Source organism: Hymenobacter glaciei, assembly GCF_039539585.1.
Lineage (GTDB): Bacteria > Bacteroidota > Bacteroidia > Cytophagales > Hymenobacteraceae > Hymenobacter > Hymenobacter glaciei.
The window spans coordinates 86,166-110,630 of sequence record NZ_BAABDK010000025.1; the positions used below are offsets into that span (position 1 = coordinate 86,166).

A 24,465-nucleotide genomic window follows, 5' to 3' on the forward strand; every position below is an offset into this window, starting at 1 on the left:
CCGGGTTTACCTTGCTGCCCTCCGCCCGCTATGCCCCAGCCAGATTTGCCCGTCATCCGCGCCACGCAGCTGCGCAAGTCATTCGGCCCGCACGCCGTGGTGCAGGGCGTATCGTTTGAGGTGGCGGCCGGCGAAACGCTGGTGCTGCTGGGCCCCAGCGGCTGCGGCAAAACCACGCTGCTCAAGCTCCTCAACCGCCTAATTGAGCCGGACAGCGGCACCGTCGAAATCAACGGCTTGGACGTGCGCGAGCAGCGGCCCGAGGTGCTGCGGCGCGGCATGGGCTACGTCATTCAGCAGGTAGGATTGTTGCCGCACTACACCGTGGCCGAAAATATTGCCGTGGTGCCGCGCCTGTTGGGCCACGCCCCTGCGGCCATCGCGGCGCGCACCGAAGCGCTGCTCACGCGGTTGCACCTGCCCCCGGCGCGCTACGCCGGGCAGCTGCCGGCGCAGCTCTCGGGCGGGCAGCAGCAGCGCGTGGGCCTGGCCCGGGCCCTGGCCGCCGACCCGCCCATTATCCTGCTCGATGAGCCGTTTGGGGCGCTCGACCCCATTACCCGGGCCAGCATCCGGCGCGAGTTTCGGGAGCTGGAAGAACTGAAAACCAAGACCGTGGTGCTCGTTACGCACGACGTGACCGAAGCCTTCGAGTTGGCCGACCGCATCATGCTGCTCGACGGTGGCCGCATTCAGCAGCTGGGCACACCGCGCGAGCTGCTGTTCCGGCCCGCTAATGACTTCGTGCGCCGCTTTTTTGCGGGCGAGCAACTGGCCTTGCAGCTGCGTACGCTGACTTTGGGCGATGTATTTGCGGGTCGAACCCTCGAAATCGAGGGTCTGACCCTCGATTTCGAGCCAAACAGGACCGATTCGGGGCCAAATCAGGTCGAAATCAAGTCTTCGAAGCCCGAAATCGAGCTCTGGGGGACTGAATTCGAGCCAAAGAGGACCGAATTCAGACTAAATCAGGTCATAATCGACCCTCCAACCTCCGATTTCGAGCCAAAGAGAACCGATTCCGAAGGTCAGAGGGTCGATTTCACTGTTCATACCACGGTACACGAGGCCCTGGAAGCTCTGACCGGAGCTGCTACTTCCACCCTGCCCTTCACCGTGGCGCAATTGATGGCCGCTTTCGGAGAAGCCCTGCAACGAGAGGAGGCCGCATGGAAAGGCTAAGCGCCCTCTTCACTTTCTGGCGCGAGCAGGCGGGCAAGCTGGGCGAGCAAACCGTGCAGCACATCGGCCTCACGGCGGGCTCGCTGCTGCTGGGAGTGCTGCTGGGCGTGCCGCTGGGGCTGTTTCTGTCGCGCCGGCCGCGCTGGGCGCCGGCGGTGCTGGGCGTGGCGGGCGTGCTGCAAACGGTGCCCAGCATCGCCCTGCTCGGCTTCCTGATTCCGCTGCTGGGCATTGGGCCAAAGCCCGCCATTTTCGCGCTGTTTCTGTATTCGCTGCTGCCCATCATCCGCAACACGTTCGAGGGCATTCGGGGCGTGTCGCCAGCGGTAGTGGAAGCCGCCCGCGGCCTGGGCCTGACCGACGGGCAGGTACTGCGCCGGGTGGAGCTGCCACTCGCGCTGCCAGTACTCATGGCCGGCATCCGGACGGCCACAGTGATAAACGTGGGGGTAGCTACGCTGGCAGCCTACGTGGCGGCCGGTGGGCTGGGCGAGTTCATTTTCGGCGGTATCGCGCTCAACAACCCGGTGATGATACTGGCCGGGGCGCTGCCCGCCGCCGGCTTGGCGCTGGCGTTCGATGCACTGCTGGGCGGCGTACAAAAGTTAAGCACGAAGCGCCTGGGCCAGGTGGTCGCAGGCGTGCTGGTGGCCCTGCCGCTGCTGGGCGGGCTGTATTTGCTGCCCCGCACCACGGGCAAGCTGCTGGCCGGCTTCAGCCCCGAGTTTGTGGGCCGGGCCGACGGGCTGCCGGGCCTCACCAAAAGCTACGGCCTGACGCACCTGCCGAGCGTGGTGCTGGCCCCCGCGCTGGTGTACGAGGCCGCCCGCCACGCCGACGTGGACGTGATTGACGGCTACAGCACCGACGGCCGCATTCGGGCCTACGGCCTGCGCGTGCTGCGCGACGACCGCCGGGTGTTCCCGCCCTACTACGCCGTGCCCGTCATTCGCCCGGCCCTGCTGCGCGAGCACCCCGAGCTGGGGCCGATACTGGCGAAACTCGACAACCAGATTGCCGACTCGGTAATGACCGATTTGAACTACCGGGCCGACTACCTGCACCAGGAACCCAAAGCCATTGCCGAGGCCTTTTTGAGACGGCGCGGCCTGTGGGCCGCCCCGCGTGCGGCCGTGGCCGGCGCGCCGGTGGTGAAGCTGGGCTCGAAAATTTTTGCCGAGCAATACATCCTGGCTGAGATGTACGCGGCCCTGATTCGAGGCAATACCGACCTGGCGGTGGAAACCAAAACCGGCCTCGGCGGCACCACCATTTGCTTTGAGGCACTGCGGAGCGGGGCCATCGATATGTACCCCGAATACACCGGCACCGGGCTGCTCGTGCTGCTGCAGCCCCGGGCAGCCGTGGTCGACTCGCTGGGCGGGCGGCCTGCCGCAGTGCTGGGGTACGTGCGGGCCGAATTCCGGCGGCGCTTCGGGCTGGAGTGGCTGGCGCCGCTGGGTTTCAACAATACCTACGCCCTGCTGATGCGCGGGCGGCAGGCCCGGGAACTGGGGATTGGGAGTGTATCGGATTTGGGCGGGTATTTGCGCAAGTAAATGTCATCCTGAGCGCAGCGAAGGACCTTATCACGATTGCACCGCTAGCTTACTGCAAACCGTTCTTAGGCGATAAGGTCCTTCGCTGCGCTCAGGATGACAAGTGGCGCTACTTTCGCCCCATGAATTCCGACTTGCACCTCGCCACCGCTGCTCCTGCCGATGCGGCCCGCCTCGCCCGCCATGTGAATGCCGCCTACCGCGGCGAAACCGCCCGCCAGGGTTGGACCACCGAATCGGACCTGCTCGACGGCCAGCGCATCGACGAAGAGGGAATAGCGGATATGCTGGCCCAGCCTGGCGCAACTATGCTGCTGGCGCTCAATGAAGCCAACGAACTGGTGGGCAGCTTCTACGCGCAGGTGCGCGGGCCGCTGGTATACCTCGGCATGCTGGCCGTAACCCCCACCCTGCAAACCCAGGGCGTGGGCAAATTCCTGCTCGAAGCCGCCGAAAATTACGGCCGCCAGCACGACTGCACCACCAGTAAAATGACGGTAATTTCGGTACGCGCCGAACTCATTGCCTACTACGAGCGGCGCGGCTACCACCTCAACGGCGCCACCGAGCCCTTCCCCACCGACCCGCGCTACGGCATCCCACGGCAGCCGCTGGTGCTGCTGGTGCTGGAAAAGGCGCTAGACTAGGGCCGCCAGCGAAACGACTGCGCATCCAGCGCGCGCATGGTGCAGAGCACCCCGTCGAGGTGGTCGCATTCGTGCTGCAGCAGTTCGGAGAGCGCGCCCTGCACCGTCCAGGTCTGCGGCTGCCAGTGCTCGTCGCGGTAGTTCACGGTGAGGGAGACGTGCCGCTGCACCCGCACCAGTAGGTTCGGAAAACACATGCAGTCGTCCCACATCTCGAACAACTCGGGGCTCAGCTCGGTGAGTTCGGGGTTGAGCATAACGATGGGGCGGCCGTCGAGGTGCAGGTAAACCAAGCACTTCATTACGCCGAGCTGCGGGGCGGCAATGCCCCGGCCGAAGTGGTATCTGGCGCGCACTTCCTGCATCACGTTGTGCAGGTCGGCCACCCAACCGGCCACCTGGGGCAGGTCGGCTTCCGTCACGGGCGCGCAGGTTTCGTAGAGGCGCGGGTCGCCCAGCAGCACCATGTCGGCGAGGGTTTTCATGGGGGTTGGATCTAGAATAAAAGTTGTGCTGAAAATGCAGAACGTCATGCCTCGGCGGCGCTCAGCATGACGTTCAGTGGATGTTCTATTGAGGCATTATAGACTTCTAATAAAACGCCTTTTCACCCCTCAGTTCGAACCGGATTTTCCGGCCTCTGCCGTCTTGCCCGGCTGTAGGTAGGTGTCCATCCACTCCAGCCAGAAGCGGTTGCGCTCGCGCTGGCGCACGGGGTCGCTCGCGTTGTGGGCGGGCACGGGCCAGGCAATGAATTTGGTGACGACGCCGTTGTCCTTCAGGGCATGAAACAGCTTGTACGACTGCGTGACGGGCACCCGCGGGTCGCCGGTATTGGCCAGGATGAGGGTGGGCGTGCGGATACGGCCGGCTAGGGTGATGGGCGACTGCTCGCGGTAGTTCTGAAAGTTGGCCTCGCTCAGCCAGGGCGAGGGGCCGATGGCGGTGGCGCGCTGTACGTTGGAGTCGCCCAGGTTGTACTGGTCAAGCCAGTCGGTGACGGCCGCGCCGGCCACGGCGGCTTTCCACTGCGCGGGGTAGTGGCCCAGCAGCCACACCGTCATGTAGCCGCCGTAGCTCCAGCCGCTCACGCCAATGCGGTTGGTGTCGACCATGCCGCCGCGCTTGAGTTGGGCCAGACCGGCCATCACATCGCGCCCGGGGCCGGCGCCGGCATCCTGGGTAATGGCCGCCTTGTAGGCATTGCCGAGGTTGTCGCTGCCCCGGTAGTTGGGCTCGAACACGAAGTAGCCCCGGCCCGCAAACAGCTGCGCCTGCGCCGAAAATGTGGCCGTGGATGCCGCCGTGGGCCCGCCGTGAATAACGAGCACCAGCGGGTAGGTTTTGCCGGCCGTGTAGTTGGCCGGGTAGGTCAGCTCCCCATCGTTCGTCACGCCGTCCGACTGCCAGGTAAGGGTCTGGGCCTTGCCCAGCTGCAAGCTGCGCACCTCTTTGTGGAAATCGGTGAGGGCTTTGGGCGCAGCCGTGGTCGACGCCATGTAGTAGAGTTCGGCCGGGTGGCCGGGGTCGGTGCCGATGAAGGCCAGCGCGCCGGTGCGGCTCACGGCTACTTCTACCCAAAAACCCCAGTTCGGGCTCACCGAACCCAGGTTGAGCTTGCTGGCTGCGCCGCCCTTCAGCGGCTGCAGCCACAGGGAAGTGCGGTTGCCGTCGAGCCCGCCGAGCAGCAGGTTCTTGCCGTCGGGCATCCAGATGGTGCGGAACACGTCGCGGTCGAGGGCCGGGGTCAGGTTGCGGCCTTCGCCACCAGCCACGGGTGCCACCCAAATTTCGTTGATGTTGTTGGTGTTGCCCTGGCGCGGGTACCAGTAGGAAACCTGGCTGCCGTCGGGCGAAAACGTGGGGTAGCCTTCCAGCTTTTTGCGGCCGGTGAGGGGGCGCACCTTGCCGTCGGCCACATTCAGCACCTGCACGGTGCGCGTGTTGCCATCGCCGGAATACGGCCCCGTTACCTGCACAAAAGCCAGCGACTTGCCATCGGCACTCCACGACAGCGGCGACGCGGGCGCCCCCGGCGGAATGGTTACGGGTAGGCTCCAGGCCCCGGAGGTGAGGCGCGTGGCCGCGCCGCCGGCCGCCGGCACCAGCCAGATGTGCGAGGAAGTAGGGGCCGCTCCCAGAAACAAGTCGTTGTTGCCCACCTCAAAAGCGTCGTAGCCCTTTTCGGGCGGGCCGGCCGCGTTGCTGGGCTTGTCGGCGGTCACGTACGCCAGCGCGGCGCCGTCGGGCCGCCAGGCGTAGTGCTGCACGCCCTTGCGGGCGTTGGTGAGGCGGCGCGGCTCGCCCCCGCGCAGGGCCTGCACGAACAGCTGCGGCACCGAATCCTTGCCCGCGCCGGTCTTCACCAGGTACGCCAGCTCCTGCCCGTTGGGCGACCAGCGCGGCTGCGTCAGGCCGAGGCGGCCGGCCACCAACGGGCGCTGCTCGCCGGTGGCGGGGTTCACCAGCAGCAGGCTGGTCAGGAACCGGTCTTCGGCGTAGTCGGGCGTGGTCACGACCAAGGCAATGCTCTTGCCATCGGGCGAGAACTGCGGGTCGGCGAGGCCGGTCATTTTGGCCAGGTCGCCTAGCTCAAACGGCCGCTGCTGGGCGCGCAGGGTAGCCGTGGGAAGTAGCAGCAGCCACAGCAAGGCCAGGTGCCAGGAGGAGAGGTTTTTCATGGGAATGAAAGATGATTAGTGCGTAATGAAATATATTTCAATAGAACGTCATGCTCATCTGGCGTCCGCGCAGCCGAAGCATGACAAACGCCTCGCGCCTTCCGATGCAGTTGGCGCATCAGTCGCGGTAATTGAGCGCGGGTTTGCGGTCGCCGAGCAGGGGCTTATACACGTAGCCGCCAACTTTCTGTTTCAGCTCGGCCTGAGCTTTCGCCACCAGTTCGGCATCGCTGAATAAGTCGATAGCGGTGAGGGCCATGGTTTTGGCGGCCACCATCATGCCTCTGCTGCCGATTTCCTTGCCGCTACACGCCACGGCCTGCCAGCTGTGGGCGGGCGTGCCGGGTATCCAGGTGGCGGCCATCAGGCCCACGGTGGGCACCACGTAGCTCACGTCGCCCACGTCGGAACTGCCGCCCAGGTCGCGCAGCAGGTAGGGCGACACTTCGGCGGCCTGGGCCACGGGCGGCGCGGGTACGCCCAGCGACTCCTGGATTTTCTTGCCGAAAGCAGCTTCCTCGGCGGTGTAGCTCACGCCGCCCACCTGCTCGAGGTTGCGCTGCAGGGCGTGGGCCAGAGTTTCGTTGATGAGCAGGTCGTGGGTGCCGCCGATGATTTCGTAGTCCATGGTGGTGCCGGTGCCCAAGGCGGCGCCCTCGGCGGCTTTCACCACGCGCTCAAACACGGCCTGCACATCGGCGCGGTTGGGGTGGCGAACATAGTAGTACACCTCGGCAAAGTCGGGGACCACGTTGGGGGCCTTGCCGCCGTTGGTGATGACGTAGTGAATGCGGGTTTCCTGGGGCACGTGCTCGCGCATCATGTTCACCATGTTGTCGAATGCCTCCACGCCATCGAGGGCGCTGCGGCCCCGCTCGGGCGCGGCGGCGGCGTGCGCGGCAATGCCGTGAAACCGGAACTTGGCCGAGGTATTGGCGATGTACTTGCCCACCATGGTGGCGTTGCCGCTGGCGGGGTGCCAGTGCACCACCGCATCCACCCCCTTGAAGAGGCCGGCGCGCACCAGGTACACTTTGCCGCTGCCGCCCTCCTCGGCCGGGCAGCCATAGACTTTGATGGTGCCGTGCAGCTTGCCTTCTTTCAGCAGCTTTTTGATTTCGATGCCGGCCGCCACGCTGGCCGTGCCGAAGAGGTTGTGGCCGCAGCCGTGACCGGCGTCCTGGCCCGCAATGGCCGTTTTCTCGGCTACGGCCTGCTGGGCCAGGCCGGGCAGCGCATCGTACTCGGCCAGAATGCCAATAACCGGCTGCCCGCTGCCGTACGTGGCCACGAAGGCCGTCGGAATGTCGGCCACGCCAGCCTGCACCGTGAAGCCATTCTTACGCAGCAGGTCCTGTAGCAGTGCCGAGCTTTTGGTTTCCTTGTAGCCTACTTCGGCAAAGCCCCAGATGCGCTGGGCCGCCTGCTGGTACTCGGCGTAATGTGCCTGCAAATCCTGCAGGGCTTCGGTTTTAAGAGCTTCGGTGGGCGGCTGGGGTGGGCGAAAGGCCAGCAGCAGCCCGGCACTGAGCAGGCCGAGCACGGTACGTTTCTTCATAGAGAACAGGAAATAGGAGTGGGCCAGCCAGAATAGGGCTTACCCGAAAGTAGCACTGAATCGGAGTTGCACCCGGACGTCGCGGGGCCACAGTCACAATTTGTGCTGATGATTTGGTGTAAATTAGTGCCCCTGATTTACGCTTTTTCTCTATTGTGAAAAGACAAGCACTGCTTACGCTCCTTCTCGCCAGCTTTGGCGCAGCCCCTACCGCGCAGGCACAGCGCCTTTTAGCAGAGGCAATACATGCCGGCATACATATCGGTACAGCAATAGCCACTTCTGCCAAGCGTCCGGCTGCGGTGCCGGCAGCCGCCCCCGCGCCGACAGTTACCTCGGCCGCTCAGGTAGCCGCCTCGTTTCAGCAGTTGAAGCGGCAGCGCACCGCCGCCGGGCAGCTACCGCAGCGCGGGGCTGAAGCCATTGCGGCGCTCGAAGCCCAACTGGAGCGTTGCCACCAAACTTACCTGGCCGACTCAACCGGCGTGATTTGCTCGCCGGCTCAGCGCACGGCGCTGCAACAGGCCTCCCTACGCGTCGTGCAGGCTAATTCTGCCTGGAATTTGCAAGCCTATCAGCGCGAAGCTTCTTTTTACATTGGGGAGGATACGCGCCGGCATCTGGTTAGCACGGGGGTGCGCGTGGTGGTACCGCAGTCGGCGCGACCGGTGCCGGCACCGGCCGCACTGCAGCCCGCGCCCCTCGCGCCAGTGGCCACCCCCGCCGAAGTGGCCGCCAAGTTTCGGCAGGTGCCGCTACAGCGTACGCCAGTAGCCCAACTGCCGAAGCGCGGGGCCGAGGCTATTACGGCAGTCGAAACGCAGTTGGAGCATTGCCACCAGACTTACCTGGCCGACTCAACCGGCGTGATTTGCTCGCCGGCCCAGCGCACGGCGCTGCAACAGGCCGCGGCCCGGTTGGTGCAGGCCAATTCTGGCTGGAATTCGCTGCCCTACCAACGCGAAGCCGCTTTTTACCTCGACGAGGATGCCCGCCGGCACCAGGTTAGCATCGGTGCGCCCGTGGGAACTCCGGTACGCCGGCCGGCCCCTGCCCCAATGCCGGCCGCTTCGCCAGCAGTTCTGCCTGCTTGGGTATCCGCCGAATTCCGGCAGCTGCAGCTACAACGTACGGCCGTTGAGAACATGCCATCGCACGGTGCCGAGCAGGTGAAGACCCTCGAAGCCGAGCTAGAGCGCTGCCATACCGCTTTATTAGCCGATTCGACCCGGGCAGTGTGCCCACCGGCACAATGCACAGCCCTGCTGCAGGCCACCGTGCGGGCAGCACAAGCTAGCCCCGGCTGGAACCTGGACGCTTATCAGCGCGAAGCCGCCTTTTATATCGGCGAGGATAGCCGCCGACTTAAGGTTACTGCAATCATGAAGGAATAGCCGCGGGCAGCGCAGCCAAGGCCGTATAATCGTCCTCCATCAGCTCCATGCCGGCGGAGACTTGTTGCGTGTGCCAAATATGGTAGAGGCGTGCTTGTGCTGGGCAGCGCATCGTACTCGGTCAGAATACTAATAACCGGCTGCCCACTGCCATAAGTTGCCACGAAGGCCATCGGGATGTCGGCTACGCCGGCCTGCATTGTGAGGCTGTTTTTGCGCAGCAGGTACTGTAGCAGGTCCGGACTTCTAGTTTCCATGTAGACCACCTTCGGTTAAGCCCCACATGCGCTGGAGTGCTTGCTGGTACTCGGCGTACTGCCCCTCGCTGCACACCTCGCTAGGCGGAGCAAATTTCTCGACAACCCTGCGCCCTGGCTCCGCTGTGGGCACCCATGCGGTTGGCGGGCTGGGGTGCTTACCAGTGGAGCATGGGCTACCGGCACGGCTCCGGTGTAGTGTGCAGATTCGAGTTGGTGATGGACCAGTTCTATTTCCGCATATCCCACTATACCCGAATGTGCGCTGCCTTATATGTCTGCCCCAGAGCAACAAAGTCAGCTTTTTAACATCTGAACAATAAGCATTACCCCCGCCATATAAACCAACGCCTTAGCTCGCGGGGCAGCTATTTCGACAGTTACGCCCCACAGCGGAGCGGCCCCTTTTGCCTAACTCTGGCGTGAATAGTGCGTACGTGGCACACTATATCCTCTACCGTTCAATCAATTTAATAATATAATTTTCATATTTCATTAGCTCATGATAACCGTTACCAAAGCTGTTCTCCCTCCGCTGGAAGAGTACGTTTCTCATCTGGCCGGGGTCTGGGAACGAGCGCGGCTCACCAACGACGGCCCATTGCTGCAGGAGTTGGAAGCTGGGTTGGAAGACTACCTGGGCGTGCCTCATGTGCACTTCACGTCCAACGGCACCATCGCCCTGCAGCTGGCCATTCGGGCACTGGACCTGACGGGCGAGATTATCACCACGCCGTTTTCGTACGTGGCCACCACTTCGGCCATTCTGTGGGAGCGCTGCCAGCCGGTGTTTGTCGACATCGAGAACCGGACGTTCTGCATCGACGCCGACAAGATTGAGGCCGCCATTACGCCCCGCACCAGCGCCATTCTGGCCACCCACGTGTACGGCTACCCCTGCGACGTGGTGCAGATTGAAGCCATTGCCCAACGCCACGGGCTGAAGGTGATTTACGACGGTGCCCACGCGTTTGGCAGCCTTGTGGGGGGCCGCGCGCTGCTCAGCTACGGCGACATTGCCACGTGCAGCTTCCACGCCACCAAGCTGTTCCACACCGGCGAGGGCGGCGCCATCGTGGTGAAGGACGACGCGCTTTCCAAAAAAGCGGGTTTGCTGAAGTCGTTTGGCCACGTGGGCGACGAGCACTACATGCTGGGCATCAACGGCAAGAATTCGGAGCTGCACGCGGCCATGGGCCTGTGCCTGCTGCCGCGGGTGCCGGCCATCATCGAAGAGCGCGCCGCCTTGCACAAGCAGTACCGGCAGCTGCTGGCGGGCCTGCCCCTGCGCTTCCCGTCGCAGCTGGAAGACACCGACTACAACTTCGCGTACTTCCCGGTCCTGTTTGCCACCGAGGCGCAGGCGCTAAAGACCAAAGCGTTGCTGACGGAGCACGAGGTGGATACCCGCCGCTACTTTTTCCCGTCGCTCAACCGACTCCCCTACCACACCGGCGCGAGCTGCCCGGTATCGGAGGACGTGTCGGAGCGCACCCTCTGCCTGCCCTTTTACCCGGGCCTGAGCGCTGCCGACGTGCTCCGCATCACCGCCATTGTGGCCGCAGCCCTGGCTCCCCGGATGCCAGCCAGCTATTTCTGTGCGTCACCCGTTGCGACGGCGGTGCACTACTCGCTTGCGCCGGAATGGCCCCGGCAGCACGTACCCACGCCGCCCCAGCGTCTGGAAGCGGCCGACCGGTTTCCGCGGTGGGAAGCGAAGCGCCACTTGGGCACCGGAGCCATGCAACCGGGCCAGCAGTCCGCCGCCTAGGCTGACTCCTTCCGGCGGTTTCTTCATTCTTCAGCAGCATGGCGACAACTCAAACCCTGCGCCAACCCGAAACCGGGCTGTACCACACCTTCCGGCGGCTCTACGACAAGCCGGTGGATGGCACAGGCCTGGCCGTTTTTCGCATCGTCTTTAGCCTGGTGATGATGGCCGAAATAGGGCACCTGTTCTACTTCCGCCACCTCGTGTTCGACCCGGTTCCGTTCATCACGCTGGCGCCCCTTAGCTTCACCACGCCGCTGGTGCTGTGGCTGGCCACGCTGCTGCTGCTGCTGGTACTGGGCTGGCATACCCGCGCCGCCGCGGTGGTGAACTACGGGTTTGCGCTGGTGTTTTTTGCCTCGCTGCCCAGCTTCTCCTACATGATGACGCCGGTGTACACTGGCATGAGCCTGCTGTTCCTGTTTCTGCCTATCGGCCGGCGGCTGTCGCTCGACCGGCTGCAACTCAAGCTCCGATACTCCACCCCGCAGTTCCGCTACCAGCCGCCCGGCAGCGTGAGCCAGCTGGCCTACTTCGTGCCGGTGGTGGTGGGCATCAGCTTCGTGTACCTCGACTCGACGCTCTATAAGCTCACCTCGCCCATGTGGCTAACCGGGCTGGGCATGTGGCACACGCTGTCGCTACCCTACGAGGTGCAGCTGAATGGCTCCTTCCTGCTCAACCAGGAAGTGCTGGTGAAATTTCTGGGCTACCTCACGCTGGCTTTCGAGTTTCTGTTTCTGTTTCTGCTGCCGTTTCGGCGCTACCGCGTCGGCCTGCTGGTTGTTGGCGTGGGGCTGCACCTGGGCATTCTGGTGTTGTTCACGCTGCCGCTGTTTGCCCTGGGATTTGGCAGTATCTATTTGCTGATGGTGCCGGCGGGCTGGTGGCGCCGCCTGCTGGCCCCGCGGGCCGGGCCGCCGGCGCTCACGTTTTATTACGATGCCGAGTGCCCACTGTGCGCCCGCACGCGTGTGGTGCTGGAGCACTTCGACGTGCGCCGGGCCATTCGGTTTGGCAGCGTGCAGCTGGCAGCCGGGCAGGAGCCCGCGCTGCAGAGCATTGCCCAACAAGCCCTGCTCGCCGACGTGCACAGCGTGGACGCCCGCGGCCGGGTATTCCAGGGTGTGGACACCTACATCCGGGTTTTTCAGGCCATTGCCTGGCTGCGGCCGTTGTCGTGGCTGCTGCGGGTGCCGGGCATTTACCACCTGGCCCGGGCCGCCTACGGGTTTGTGGCCCGCAACCGCAGCACCAACCGCTGCTCGGCAGACACCTGCGGCTACAGCGTGCCCGCGGTGCCGCCCGCCGACGAGTCGGGGTGGCTGCTGCACGGCGTGTCGTGGCGCGAGGTGAAGCGGGCCGGCGCCGCGTGCGGCATTGCCGGGCTGCTGCTGCTGCAAGCGGCAGTGTCGTATAACACGCCGCTGTTGCAGCTGCTGCGGCGCAAGTCGGGCCTGGAAAGCACCTGGCTGGGGCGGGCCGCGACGCGGGCCAGCAGCGCGGTGGCGGGGCCCGCCATTACTTTCTTCGGCATCACCAACCACCCCATTGCGCTCGACGAGCATTTTGCCGGCTACACCCGGCTGGTGGCCGTTACCTACACCGGGCCCGACGGCGTGGAGCAGTTTCTGCCCATTACGCGCCCTAGCGGGCAGCCCGGCGCCTACCTCTACGGGGCAGTATGGCTGCGATGGACCTACGGGCTGGTTTCGAAACAGATTGAGCCGCAGCGTCTGGCCGAGGGCATTCGCAGCTTCACGGCTTTCTGGGCTGGCAAGCACCACGTTGACCTTCAGCACTGCCGCTTTCAGGTGAAGGTGAAAAAGATTGCGGAGCCCCACGGCTGGGAGCCCAACTTCCTGAACCGGCAGCTGGCAGCCGGCTGGCAACCCGCGGGCGACGTTACCTGGACCAACCAGCAGTTTGAAGCCCACCTTGTGCCGAATATCTCCTCGCTCTGATTTCTCTGCAGTGGCTACTACGTCGCCTTCCGGTGGCGCTTGGCCGGCTGTCAAGGCTTACCTCACATAGATTACTCATGCTCATCGTCGGTGCCAAAGGCTTTGCCAAGGAAGTGTTGGAAGTGCTCTATCAGGGCACAGCCCCAGCCGCCGTGGCGTTCTACGACGACCTTTCCCCGGGCCTGCCCACTGCCTTGTTTGGGGTGTTTCCGGTGTTGCGCACCCTAGAGGAAGCCCAGCTATGGCTGGCCCACGACCCGGCGTTTGCCCTGGGGGTGGGCAGCCCACGGGTGCGGCGCCACCTGGCCGAAAAAATGCGCAGCCTGGGGGGCGTGCTCACTTCCACCGTATCGCCTAAAGCCACGGTGGGCCGCTTCGGCAACGTGCTGGGCGAGGGCTGCAACGTGATGAGTGGAGCGGTGCTGACCAGCGACATCACCCTGGGCGAGGGCGTGCTCGTGAACCTGAACTGCACCATCGGGCACGACGTGGTGGTTGGCGACTATTGCGAGCTGAGCCCCGGCGTGCACTTGTCGGGCCACGCGGTGCTGGGCCCCAACTGCGTGCTGGGCACCGGCGCCGTGGTGCTGCCGGGCGTGCACATCGGGGCCAATACCATTATTGGCGCGGGCAGCGTGGTTACCAAAAACGTAGAGGCCGACGTGGTAGCGGTGGGTGCACCCGCTAAAGTCATCAAGCGCGTGCTGCCGCCGGCCGCTCCTGCCCATGCATAAGGACGAAGCCCGGCCCTTGGTAAGCGTGTGCTGCATCACCTACAACCACGCGGCATTTCTGGCGCAGGCCATCGAGTCAGTGCTGGCGCAGGAGGCCCCGTTTGCCATCGAGCTGGTGATTGGCGAAGACTGCTCCACCGACGACACCCGCCGCATTGCTCTCGACTATGAGCGGCGCTTTCCGCAGCAGGTGCGGGTGCTGCCGGCCGCCCCCAACCGGGGCATCATGCCCAACCTGATGGCCACGCTGGCAACCTGCACCGGCCGCTACATCGCCCTGCTCGACGGCGACGACTACTGGACCGACCCGCACAAGCTGCAGCAGCAAGTAGCGGTGCTGGAGGCGCAGCCCGGCTGCGCGCTGTGCGTGCACGACGCCGAGGCGTTTGTGGAAGACGGTGCGGAGCCGCCTTACCTGTTCAGCACCAAATACAGCTGGCTGCCGCGGCTGGCCGGGCCAATTTCGCAGGGCAGCCTGGTGCGGTTTGGCTGGGGTATCCCCACGGCGTCGATGCTGTTTCGGCGCGAGCGGCTGGTGCCGCTGCCGGGCTGGTTCCGGGGCGTTTTCAGCGGCGACTACACCCTGCAGCTGCTGTGCTCGCAGGTGGGCTACGTGTACTACCTGCCGCGGGTGATGTCGCGCTACCGGCTGCACGCCGGCGGGGTGTCGCGGCCCACCAACAACTCGCTGGCCCACAACCGCAAGCGCATCTTCGAGACGCGGCAGCTGCAGCGGCGACTGCCCGCCCACTACCATCCAGTATTTGCGAAGACGCTGGAAGAGCTGTACTTCCAGCGCAGCGCCCTGCTGGGCGTGTTGGGCAACCGGCGCAAGCAGCTGGCCTACCTTTGGCAAGCCCTCAATGTGGACCGCAGCCAGCTGCCGCGCCACCTGGCGCGCATTGCCAAAAAGCTGGTCCGGGGGCTTCGGCTGGCAGCTTAAGTGCCTATCCGAACAGGAAATTAAAAGAACGTCATGCTGAGCTTGTCGAAGCATCTCTGCCGCGTAACTGACCCAATCAACTAAAGTATTTGCGCGGTAGAGATGCTTCGACAAGCTCAGCATGACCGTCTATTCGGATAGGTTTTAAGTGCCCGCGCTCAACTCTCAACCCTACCAGCCCAGCAGTGCGGCTAGGCCCAGGCGCAGCAACTTGAGCAGCAATAGGGTGGCGGCCATCAGGCCCACGGTGCGCAGTGCCACTTTGGCCACGCCCACGCCGAGCAGTTTTAGCAGGTACAGGTCGCTGAGCAAGGCCACCGCCACGCTGCCCAAGCCAAACAAGAGCATGGCCAGCCGCACATCGTGCAGGTAGACGCCCACGGCCAGCCCCGCAAAACGCACGGCCAGCAACGCGCCCGTGCTGAGCAGCGCCACCCGCTGCCGCTTCAGCAAAGCCAGCACGGGGCTCAGGGCAATGCCGGTGAGGCGAAACACGTAGTAGTAGCCCAGGTAGCTGGTGAACAAGCCGGCCATTTCCCAGCGCGCGCCAAACGCAAACTTGAATAGCCAGTCGCCAAACACGGTGACGATGCCAAACGGCAGCAGGCCCAGGTAGAACAGCTTGGTGTAGAGCTGCAGGCACAAGTCGGCCAGCCGCTCGGGGTGCTCGTGGTGGGTTTCCACGGCCTTTTGCTGAAATACCGGCGCCAGCGAATTGCCCAGCAATGCCACCGGCAGCTCCATGAGCGACACCGAGAACGAATACAGGCCCACCATGGTGGCCCCAAAGCCGCTGGTGAGCATGAAGATGGGCAGCTGCGCCGCCACCACCCCCAGGTAGTTGGCCGGCAGCACGTACAACGGGTAGTCGCGGTACTCGCAGGCCACCGACCGGATGCGCGCCCACGAAAACGTGCGGTACAGCGCGCCCATTTCCCGGTGCAGCCCGCCGCGCAACAAGCTAATGAAGGCCGTGACTTTATTAAACAGCTCGCCGATGATGAGCCCGCCTAGGGCCCCCTGAAACTGCAGGCCGTAGCCAATGGTGATACCCCGGCCGACCAGCGAGGTGGCTACCTCAATGCCCGCGCGCTTGCGAAACTCCTTGCGCCGCAGGTACCAGTTGTTGAGCGAGGTGTTGAGGTTGAACAGCGTGGCCACCACCGGAATGGCGTAGCGCCACGGGTGCAGGGCCTCGGCGTGCAGCCAGCGCTCCAGGGGCTCGCCCAGCAGGGCCACGCCGGCCACCAGCAGCACCAGCGTGCCCAGCGTGAGCAGGATGGAAAGCTGCACCAGCGCCAAAAACCGCTTTTCGTTTTTGGGTAGCACAATGGCCCAGGTATAAGTGAGCGTTGAAGCCAGCGCCACGTTATTAACCAGCGACGAGAATACCGCGAATCCACCGTAGCTCTCCGGCGGGTAGATGCGCGACATCACCGGCGTGAGCAGCAACCCAATGGCCGTAACGGCCGCCGACCCGGAAAATGTAACGGCCAGGTTCTGGGCAAAAGAGCCCTTCTGGCGGAGAGCCGCCAGGTTGGCTTGGGCGAACTGTTGTAGACGTTGGAACAAAACCAAAAGCATTGCGGGCCCCATATACGGCGAAGGGCCGTTAGCAGCCAATCCGGCCACCACTACGGTCCAGAAGCGCATCAGGCAAGCGATTCCGCCATTAGAGCAGCTTCGGAGTCAGTGGATGTAGGGGCGGGGCTTGCCCCCGCCCGGACGTTGACGCCCGTTGACCAGTTTCGTTCAACGACGGGCGGGGGCAAGCCCTACCGGGTACGACCCCGCCCCTACATCGTTCAACCTGTACACTGACCACGAAACCGCCATTAAGCATGCTATCGAAGACCACAATAGCAGCGCCCACGGAAGTGTTGATGCGGAGGGCCGCCTTTGTGACGACCTGAACGATGAAATGCAGACCGGTCCGGCCGGCGTTGCGCCTGCAACAAAAAACCGCCGTGGCAACTCCCATTCGGGAGCCACCACGGCGGCTAAAAAAGCACGAGCGGCGTTACTCGACCGTGAGACGGGTAGTCCGGTTTCCGGTGCGCACCACGTACACGCCAGCGGCCAGGCCAGCAGGCGGTAGCACCGAAGCCTTGCCCTCAGCATCGGTGGTGGTGCTGAACACTGCGTGCCCGGCCGTATCGAACACGCGAACAAGCGTGCCAGGCGTAGCACCAGTTAGCGTGGCCACGTTGCGGCTCGGGTTGGGGAATACGGCCAAGGCGCCGGCACTGGCCGGGCGGGCAATGGTGCGCACCGGCGAGTAGGTGAACTTGCCGTCGATATCTACCTGCCGCAGCCGGTAGTAGAGCGTGAGCGCGGCAGGCAGAGCAGCATCCGTAAGGCCATAGGAGCGGGCGCTGCTGCTCTTGCCAGCTGCTGCGACCGTGCCAATACGCTCGAAACCCGTACCATCGGTGCTACGCTCCACCTCGAAGCGGGCGCTGTTTTTCTCCGACGCCGTGGTCCAGGCCAGGCGCACGGCCTCGGACGCGGGCGTGGCCGTGAAGGCCGTCAGCTCGACGGGCAGCGGGTTGGCAATGAGGACGTCGGAGGTGAACAGACCGCGGCCGTGGGTGGCGGCCACCAGCATACGGTCGGACTTGCGCACGCGCAGCATGTCGACGCGCACATTGGCCAGGTTACTGTTGGAAGGCGTCCAGACCACCGACGCAGCGTAGAGGTCGTCGGTGCTCCACACGCCCAGTTCGGTGGCGATGAGGGCGCGCTTGCTACCGGTGGGGTCGGGCAGTACCCAGCGCACGGGCATGTCGGGCAGGTTGCCTTCCACATTGGCCCAGTTGGTGCCGCCGTCAGTGGTTTGGTACACACTGGGTTGGCCGTAGTTCGATACCGTTGCCAGAATGTGCTGGTCAGGGGTGGCTGCTGCACCAACCACAAATTTCTCGACGCCGATGCTCGAAATCGACACGTTGACCCCAATATTAAGAATGGTGGTAATGGTGGGTGTGGCCGTGGAGGCGTTGTCAACCTGTATAACGCGCCCCGTATTCGTGCCGACATACACCCGGTCGTCCACGTTCGGCGAAATGGCCACGTGCGTGACGATGGCCCCGTTTACAGCTCCCGGCAGGGCGATGGTGGAGAGCGTGGGCGTGCCGGCATTGGCATTGAGGGCGCGGCGCAGGGCCAGCAAGGTGCCCGAGCTGTAGTTGTAATACAGCACGTTGTTCTTGCTGTCGTATTCGAGCGGGTTGATGAAGGAGCCGTGCGTGTTGTCTTGCTCCACCACGTCCGGAAAGAAGTCGTCGCCTTTGTTAGTGTCGCGGTAAATGTTGCAGTACACGTAAGTGGCGAACTGCACATCGGGCTGGTCCTGGTCGATGGCGCAGAAAGCCCCATCGCCGCCGTTCACGTCGCGCGTAACGCTGCCCGACACCCCGCGAAACTGCTGGGTCCCGTTGTCCTGGGCCCCGGCCAGGAAGTAGTTCGCATCGGTGGGGTGCACGGCCACCGCATAAAACTGCGTAATGTTGAAGTTGGTGTTGATGGGCGTGATGGTCGGAATAGCGGCGGTGGCATTGGCCGTAACCGCTACCCCGCCGTCATGGCCGAAGTACGCCCGCGAGCCCGAGCCCGGCGCAAACTCAATGGCGTGCTGGTCGGCATGCACGTTTTGGAAGCCGAAGCCGCCATACCAGTGGGTGGTCTGCTGCCAAGCCACGTTGGCGGCAGTAGCATCCGTGCCGTTTGACGTTTTGAAGATGTCGATGCCGCCAATGAATACCGTGGCCGGGTCGGTGGGCGATACGTTGATAGCCAAATCGTACCAGGCCTGGCCTCGGGTGAAGTCGGAACCAATGCCAGGGTCACTATCGACGGGCCGGGGCAGCACCTGCCACGTATTGCCGCCATCGGCACTGCGGTAGATGCCGTACAACGTGTTGCGGGTCATGGCGGGGGTGCCGCTACCGCCGCTGCAAAACAGGGCATACATCTGCTGCGGGTTGCTCGGCGCGAGGGCAATATCAACGCGGGTCGTCGTGCCGGAAGGCGGCAGACCGTTACCTGGCAATGTATTGAGGTTGGTAAAGGTGTTAAGGTCGCCACTGGTGGAGCGATAGATGCCGCCGCCATTCGTGTTGGGTCCAACCGTGGCAAATACGGTGCCCGTGGTCGGGTCTACTTCCACGTCGCCCACCCGGTTGGCTGTGAATAACACCGCCGTCCAGGTGGTGCCGCCGTCTTGGCTACGCCGCAGGCCTAGACTGGTGGCGGCGTATACCCAGCCGTTTTTGTCCACCACAATTTTATTCACAAAGTTAAAAACATTGCTGCCCGTAACGTTGAAATTGGTGCTGCTCAACTGCGTCCAGGTCACGCCGTGGTCGGTCGATTTCCAGATGCCCAGGCCGCGAATGGCATCGGCGTTGCTGAAGCCTTCGCCCGTACCAAAATACATCACGTCGAAGTTGGCGCTGGTGGGGTCGTAGGCCAGCGTCGAAACGGCTAGGTTGGCGAAGGTGTCGCTCACCTTATTCCAAGTAGGCGTGGTGCCCGCCGCGTTGTCCGACTTCCAGAGGCCGCCGCCGGCCGAAGCTGCCCACACCTTGTTGCCAGTGGCATCGCTGGGGTCGGGCATGAGCGCCAGCACACGCCCGGCGATATTGCTGGGGCCTTTTTCGGTCCAGTTGGCGGCGCTCAGGCTGCCACCGTACGAGGTGCCGCGCTGCTGGGCAGCCGCCCGGGCTTGCAGCATGCGCTCGGCTTGTTCTTTGGCGATGAGCAGGCGCTCGCGGGGCACGGTGCCGGTGGCGGGGTCGCGGGTAAGGGCGGCGTCCTGCTCTTCGGCCAGGTCGGGCCGGTCGGTTTGGGTGCCTTCGCGCTCCTCTTCCTCTTCGCTGTCGATGCGGTGTTTGGTAAGGCGGTTATCGGTGTGCTGGCAACCAGCTGCCGTCAGCAAGCTGACAGCCAGTGATAATCGCAGAGCTGTGCGACCCATGGTAAACAATTGATTCATAGAAACAAAGAAAAGTGCGTTAACTGTGCAGAAAAGGAGGTTGAGAAAAACACTCAGCCCGGACTCCGCTTAAAACACAGTTATCAAATTCTACAAATATAAACCAGCCGGAGCCGAAAATACACAAGAAAAGCTGGCAACCTCAAATTCTCATTCAATATATAAAAAATTATATGTTATCAGTCACAACAATAAGCCAATTGCTGCTTAGTGTGCCAGCTGCTCGGCTCGCAGCAGGTCATCGCTGGCTTGCAGCAGCTTAGCGCGCAGTGGGGCATTGTAGTCGGGGTGGGCCTTCAAAAAAGCGCGCACAGTGGCAGCAGCCGTGGCCGACTGGTAGCTGCCCAGCGTAGCCTGCAGCCAAGCATACGGAAAGAAAATATCGCCGGTGAGCTGGATTTCCTGGAGCAAATCGAGGCTGGCCGGCAGGTATTTCTCGGACGTGGCCTGGCGCAGCGGATGGTGCAGGTAGCCCAGCGCAGCCGTTACCCAGGCTTCTTTGGCACGGCCGGCTTTGGTGCGCAGGCTTTCGAAGAAAGCATCGCGGGTAGCCTCGTCAGGCGACAACGCGGGCACGAGGTATTGCAGGCGCTGGCGGCGGTCGTCGTTTTTGATGCGGGCCAGCTGAGCGGTGAGGATGGGCTCGGGGGCCGCGTAGTCACGCACAGCCAGCGCCAGGGCCAGAGCAGTGTAGTCGTCCTCGGTCAGTTTCACGCCGGCGGGGGCTTTTTGCGAGCGCCAGATTTGGTAGAGGCGGGTTTGGGCGGCTGGAGTCAGGGCAATGGACTGGTAGGTTTTGAACAGCTGCTTTTTGGCATTCGGCGCGGGGTTCTTCGTGAGCGCGGCCCACAGCTCCTGTTCCAGCGCGGGGGCCACCGCGCGCCGTTGAGCGGGCGTGAGAAACTGCCAGAATACGGCGCTGGCCTGCCCCGTGAGCAGCTTCAGGTTCAGCTCTTCGGGCTCGTCGCTCAGGTTGTGGCGCACAAACCCCAGCAGCTGCGCCGGGCTGAGGGCCTGGCCTTTGAGCATGTTCTCGTAGAGGTTGACGTAGGCGGCGGCGCGCGCTACCGGGCTCGTTAGCTGCGGCAGCAGCGCGGGCAGTGGCTTCATCACCGGAAATACCCCGTAGCCCAAGCCAGTCGAGTTGAAAAGGATGGCGCTGGGGGCCGGCTCCCCCATTGCAGCTGGCACGGCCACGGTGCGCTCGGCCATGTTCACGGGCAGCTCCTTGGTGTGGCCGTCGGGGTAGAGCAGTAGCAGCTCAAACAGCTGGGGCCACAGACGGTCGGAACCATCCTCGGCGCGCTGGCTGAGGGTGAGCTGCGAAATGCGACCGGAGGCGCTCGTGTTGAGGTCGTAGCTGAATACCGGCCGGCCCGGCTGGTTCACCCACACCTGGTTCCAGACCTGCAGGTCGGCGGGCGTGCGGGCATCGAGAATGGCGATGAGCTCGGGCCAGGTGGCGTTGCCGTGGGCGTAGGTTTTCAGGTACTCGCGCAGGCCGTCGCGGAAGGCTTCGGGGCCCATCAGGCGCTCGAGCTGGCGCATCATAATGGGCGCTTTGTGGTAGATGATGTTGCCGTAGAGCGAGCCCGCATCCTGCAGGTTGGCCAGCGGCTGGCGGATGGCGTTGGCCCCGGCGGTGCGGTCGATGCCGTAGGCGGCGGGGTAGTGGTCGATGACGAACTTGAGGTCGTAGTTCGGGTTTTTAACGGCCACCTGCGTCACCTTGTCGGCCATGAAATTGGCAAACACCTCCTTCATCCACACGTCGTTGAACCAGCGGATGGTTACGAGGTCGCCGAACCACATGTGAGCGGTTTCGTGGGCCACCAGGCTGGCACGGGCCAACGCCTGGTCCTGGGTCGCGCCGTCATCCAGAAACAGGCTGGATGTCTTGTAGTCGATGGCCCCGACGTGCTCCATGCCGCCGTACTGAAAATCGGGAATCGCCACGAAATCGAACTTCTGGAACGGGTACGGCAGGCCGGTATACGTAGTCATAAAGGCCAGCGCATCGGCGTGCAGCTGGAAGATAGGACCGAGACTGAGGCGCAGCTTGGTGGGGTCGGTTTCGCGGTGCAGCAGCGTCATGGGCTGGCCGTTTTCGGTACGGCTTACTCGCGAAAATTTGCCCGCCGCGAAGGAGAAAAGGTAGGTACTGATGCTGTCGGAAGTGGCAAACCTGTAGGTTTTAAACCCTGGCACTCTGCCATCGAGAGCAGATTCAGTCGAGTCAACCAGCGGCGCATTGGCCACTGCCTGCCACTGTCGGGGCATCATGAGGGCCAAGGTAAACGTGGCCTTTAAATCGGGCTGGTCGAACACGGGCACCACGGTGCGGGCCCGGTCGGGCACCAGCAGGGTGTAGAGGTAATCGGCGTTGCGGTTCAACGAAAGCTCACCGGCTCGCAGGTCTATTTGCACCACGTTGTGGCCCAGGTGCAGCGCGGCAGCGGGCAGTACAAGGTGCTCGTCGTGGTGGTCGATGGCGAGCGGCTGGCCGTTGAGGGTGAGGCGGTGCAGGTACTCGGTGGGTGCTTTGAAATCGAGCTGCACCGGGTGGCGGTTATTTTTCAGAGTAAACGACACCTGCTCGACAACCTCAATTGGCTCTGCTTTTTGCGCCGGAATATTCAGGCTGAGATTGTAGGCCACGCTGCTGATGGCGGCCCGGCGAGCCTGCGCCAGCACTTCGGACACGCCCGGCGTGATGGGCGGGTCGGGTTCGACGGGCATCGTGGGCCGTAGCGTAGTTGTCACGGGGGTGTTGAGAGCCGGCACGCGGTGGCAGGCGGTGGCGAGCAAGGCGAGGGCCAGTAGGGCAGGCCGGGCGTAGGAAAGCAGCATTTTCATACAGGAGATTGAGTCGGCCGCAAGCGCCGGCGCGGTAGAGACGCATATTTGCGTCTCGTCGTTGGCCGGCCGGAACTGCGCAGGTCAAACATTGTTCAACGACGAGACGCAAATATGCGTCTCTACTTTAGCCCCAAACCCTGTGAGTACCGCCCCGCCCCTATCCGCGCTGCCCGTCCGGCTGTTCCCGCTCGGCGACGCGGCCGTGGTGCTGGAGTTCGGCACCAGCATCAGCCCGGCCACGCACGCGGCCATCGCGGCGTTTGGCGCTCGTCTGGCGGCGCAGCCTTTCGCAGGATTGCGCGAAATGGTGCCGGCATTCACCACGCTCACCGTGTACTACGACCCGTGGCTGGCGAGCGAAAACGGTCACTACCCGGAGCCCTACGAGCGGGTAGCGGCCCAGCTACGGGAGCTGCTGGCGGCCCCGGCCCCGGCTGCAGCGGCCCAGGAAGCCGCTACCGTGGACATCCCAGTGTGCTACGGGGGCGCATTTGGGCCCGATTTGGCTTTTGTGGCGCAGCATGCCGGGCTAAGCGCTGCGGAGGTTGTGCGCTTGCACACAGCGCCCGAGTACCTCGTGCACATGATTGGCTTCGCACCCGGTTTCCCGTACCTGGGCGGGCTTGATGCGCGCCTAGCCACGCCGCGCCGGTCGCAGCCGCGCCCGCTGGTGCCAGCCGGTGCGGTAGGCATTGCCGGCCCGCAAACGGGCATCTACTCGCTGCCCACGCCGGGCGGCTGGCAGCTCATCGGCCGCACCCCGCTGGCCTTGTTCAACCCGGAGTGGGCCACGCCCAGCCGGTTGCGGGCGGGGCAGCGGCTGCGATTCGTGGCGGTATCGGAGGCGGAATTCGCAAAAATCGAGCAGCCATGAGCCTTCATATCCTCCGCCCCGGGCTGCTGACCACCGTGCAGGACCTCGGCCGCTTTGGCTACCAGCCGGACGGCATTATCGTGAGCGGCGCAATGGACTCCCTGGCCCTGCGCGTGGCCAACCAGCTGGTGGGCAACGCGGAATCGGCGGCCGGCCTCGAAATCACGCTGCTCGGCCCCCGCATCCGCTTCGAAGCCGACCACCTCATTGCCCTCACCGGCGCGCACCTCTCCCCTACGCTCAACAGCCAGCCGGTGGGCCTGCACCGCCCGGTGTGGGTAGCGGCCGGCACCGAGCTGGCCTTTGGGCCGGCCGTGGCGGGGTGCAGGGCCTACCTGGCGGTAGCGGGCGGCGTGGCCGTGCCGCTGGTGCTGGGCAGTCGCAGCACCTACCTGCGGGCCGGCTTTGGCGGGCACGAGGGGCGGGCGCTGCAGGCCGGCGATGCGCTGCCCGCGGGCGAGCCTTCGGCCGTTGGTGCGAGAATTATGCAGCAACTGGCGCGGCCGGGCACTGCCTGGGCTGCGGCCGGCTTCACGCCGGGCCCGGCGCTGTGCCCGCTGCCGCGCTTTCGCCCGGTGCTGCGGGCCGTGCCCGGGCCGGAGTACGAGCAGTTTTCGGCCGAAAGCCAGCGGGCTTTTTGGGGAGAGCCATTCGCCGTCACGCCTGCGGCCGACCGCATGGGCTACCGGCTGCAAGGGCCACACCTGGCGCGGCTTCAAGAAGCCGAATTGCTATCAAGTGCCGTCACGTTTGGCACCGTGCAGGTGCCGGCCGGTGGGCAGCCCATAGCTCTGCTGGCCGACCACCAAACCACCGGCGGCTACCCGCGGCTGGCGCAGGTTATTTCCGTGGATTGGCCGGTGCTGGCGCAGGCCGCGCCGGGGCAGCAGCTGCGGTTTCGGGAAGTGTCGGTGGCCGAAGCGCAGGCGCTGTTCCTTGCGCGGGAAGCACAGGTGCGGGCGTTGAAGCGGGCGCTTGGGCAGCGGGCGCAGGGGTATTGAGAGCAAAAAAGACGGTTGGGCACAGTGCGGCACAACATTCGGGCT

At 64.2% G+C, this 24,465-nt stretch carries 16 protein-coding genes; 10 read left to right on the forward strand and 6 right to left on the reverse strand.

The window, feature by feature from the left end:
• The first annotated feature begins 30 nt into the window (after positions 1-30).
• From ABD837_RS15715 to ABD837_RS15725, 3 genes are all read left to right on the forward strand, one after another.
• A complete protein-coding gene (locus ABD837_RS15715) occupies positions 31-1,182 on the forward strand; it encodes an ABC transporter ATP-binding protein (protein ID WP_345056360.1) in 1,152 nt (383 codons plus the stop codon).
• Complete coding sequence (locus ABD837_RS15720) at positions 1,170-2,741, forward strand: ABC transporter permease/substrate-binding protein (protein WP_345056362.1); 1,572 nt, start codon at positions 1,170-1,172, stop codon at positions 2,739-2,741. Before ABD837_RS15715 ends, ABD837_RS15720 begins: the two co-directional genes overlap by 13 nt.
• Positions 2,742-2,863: 122 nt before the next feature.
• Positions 2,864-3,388, forward strand: a complete 525-nt coding sequence (locus ABD837_RS15725; RefSeq protein WP_345056364.1) for a GNAT family N-acetyltransferase — start codon at positions 2,864-2,866, stop codon at positions 3,386-3,388.
• Here the strand turns inward: ABD837_RS15725 and ABD837_RS15730 are convergent.
• The 3 genes from ABD837_RS15730 to ABD837_RS15740 form a co-directional block, all read right to left on the reverse strand.
• Positions 3,385-3,873, reverse strand: a complete 489-nt coding sequence (locus ABD837_RS15730; RefSeq protein ID WP_345056366.1) for a peptide deformylase — start codon at positions 3,871-3,873, stop codon at positions 3,385-3,387. The genes ABD837_RS15725 and ABD837_RS15730 overlap by 4 nt on opposite strands.
• Before the next feature lie 129 nt (positions 3,874-4,002).
• Positions 4,003-6,069 carry a S9 family peptidase gene (locus ABD837_RS15735; protein ID WP_345056368.1) on the reverse strand — a complete coding sequence of 689 codons (2,067 nt, stop codon included), beginning with the start codon at positions 6,067-6,069 and terminating at the stop codon, positions 4,003-4,005.
• 118 nt (positions 6,070-6,187) lie between these two features.
• Positions 6,188-7,627: an amidohydrolase gene (locus ABD837_RS15740; protein ID WP_345056371.1), complete on the reverse strand. Its 1,440-nt coding sequence runs from the start codon at positions 7,625-7,627 to the stop codon at positions 6,188-6,190.
• 155 nt (positions 7,628-7,782) lie between these two features.
• On the opposite strand from ABD837_RS15740, the gene ABD837_RS15745 reads away from it, so the two are divergent.
• The 5 genes from ABD837_RS15745 (at position 7,783) to ABD837_RS15765 (ending at position 14,690) form a co-directional block, all read left to right on the forward strand.
• The gene (locus ABD837_RS15745; protein WP_345056373.1) at positions 7,783-9,021 is read left to right on the forward strand and encodes a hypothetical protein; all 1,239 of its coding nucleotides are present in this window, start codon (positions 7,783-7,785) and stop codon (positions 9,019-9,021) included.
• A gap of 759 nt (positions 9,022-9,780) precedes the next feature.
• Entirely contained in the window at positions 9,781-11,049 is a 1,269-nt protein-coding gene (locus ABD837_RS15750; protein WP_345056375.1) for a DegT/DnrJ/EryC1/StrS family aminotransferase, read from the forward strand.
• Between the two features lie 38 nt (positions 11,050-11,087).
• Positions 11,088-13,013, forward strand: coding sequence for a DCC1-like thiol-disulfide oxidoreductase family protein (locus tag ABD837_RS15755; protein ID WP_345056377.1), 1,926 nt, complete (start codon positions 11,088-11,090; stop codon positions 13,011-13,013).
• Between the two features lie 77 nt (positions 13,014-13,090).
• Entirely contained in the window at positions 13,091-13,747 is a 657-nt protein-coding gene (locus tag ABD837_RS15760) for an acetyltransferase (RefSeq protein WP_345056379.1), read from the forward strand.
• Positions 13,740-14,690, forward strand: a complete 951-nt coding sequence (locus tag ABD837_RS15765; RefSeq protein ID WP_345056381.1) for a glycosyltransferase family 2 protein — start codon at positions 13,740-13,742, stop codon at positions 14,688-14,690. Before ABD837_RS15760 ends, ABD837_RS15765 begins: the two co-directional genes overlap by 8 nt.
• Before the next feature lie 171 nt (positions 14,691-14,861).
• Here the strand turns inward: ABD837_RS15765 and ABD837_RS15770 are convergent, their stop codons facing one another.
• The 3 genes from ABD837_RS15770 to ABD837_RS15780 form a co-directional block, all read right to left on the reverse strand.
• Entirely contained in the window at positions 14,862-16,262 is a 1,401-nt protein-coding gene (locus tag ABD837_RS15770; RefSeq protein ID WP_345056382.1) for a lipopolysaccharide biosynthesis protein, read from the reverse strand.
• Positions 16,263-16,710: 448 nt separating this feature from the next.
• Complete coding sequence (locus tag ABD837_RS15775) at positions 16,711-19,686, reverse strand: T9SS type A sorting domain-containing protein (protein ID WP_345056384.1); 2,976 nt, start codon at positions 19,684-19,686, stop codon at positions 16,711-16,713.
• Positions 19,687-19,893: 207 nt separating this feature from the next.
• A complete protein-coding gene (locus ABD837_RS15780; RefSeq protein ID WP_345056386.1) occupies positions 19,894-22,542 on the reverse strand; it encodes a M1 family metallopeptidase in 2,649 nt (882 codons plus the stop codon).
• A 142-nt stretch (positions 22,543-22,684) separates the two neighbouring features.
• Here ABD837_RS15780 and pxpB point away from each other — a divergent pair, with 142 nt between their 5' ends.
• Together pxpB and ABD837_RS15790 are read left to right on the forward strand one after the other, a co-directional pair.
• A complete protein-coding gene (gene pxpB / locus ABD837_RS15785) occupies positions 22,685-23,419 on the forward strand; it encodes a 5-oxoprolinase subunit PxpB (RefSeq protein WP_345056389.1) in 735 nt (244 codons plus the stop codon).
• Positions 23,416-24,420, forward strand: a complete 1,005-nt coding sequence (locus ABD837_RS15790; protein ID WP_345056391.1) for a 5-oxoprolinase subunit C family protein — start codon at positions 23,416-23,418, stop codon at positions 24,418-24,420. Before pxpB ends, ABD837_RS15790 begins: the two co-directional genes overlap by 4 nt.
• The last annotated feature ends 45 nt before the right edge of the window (positions 24,421-24,465 follow it).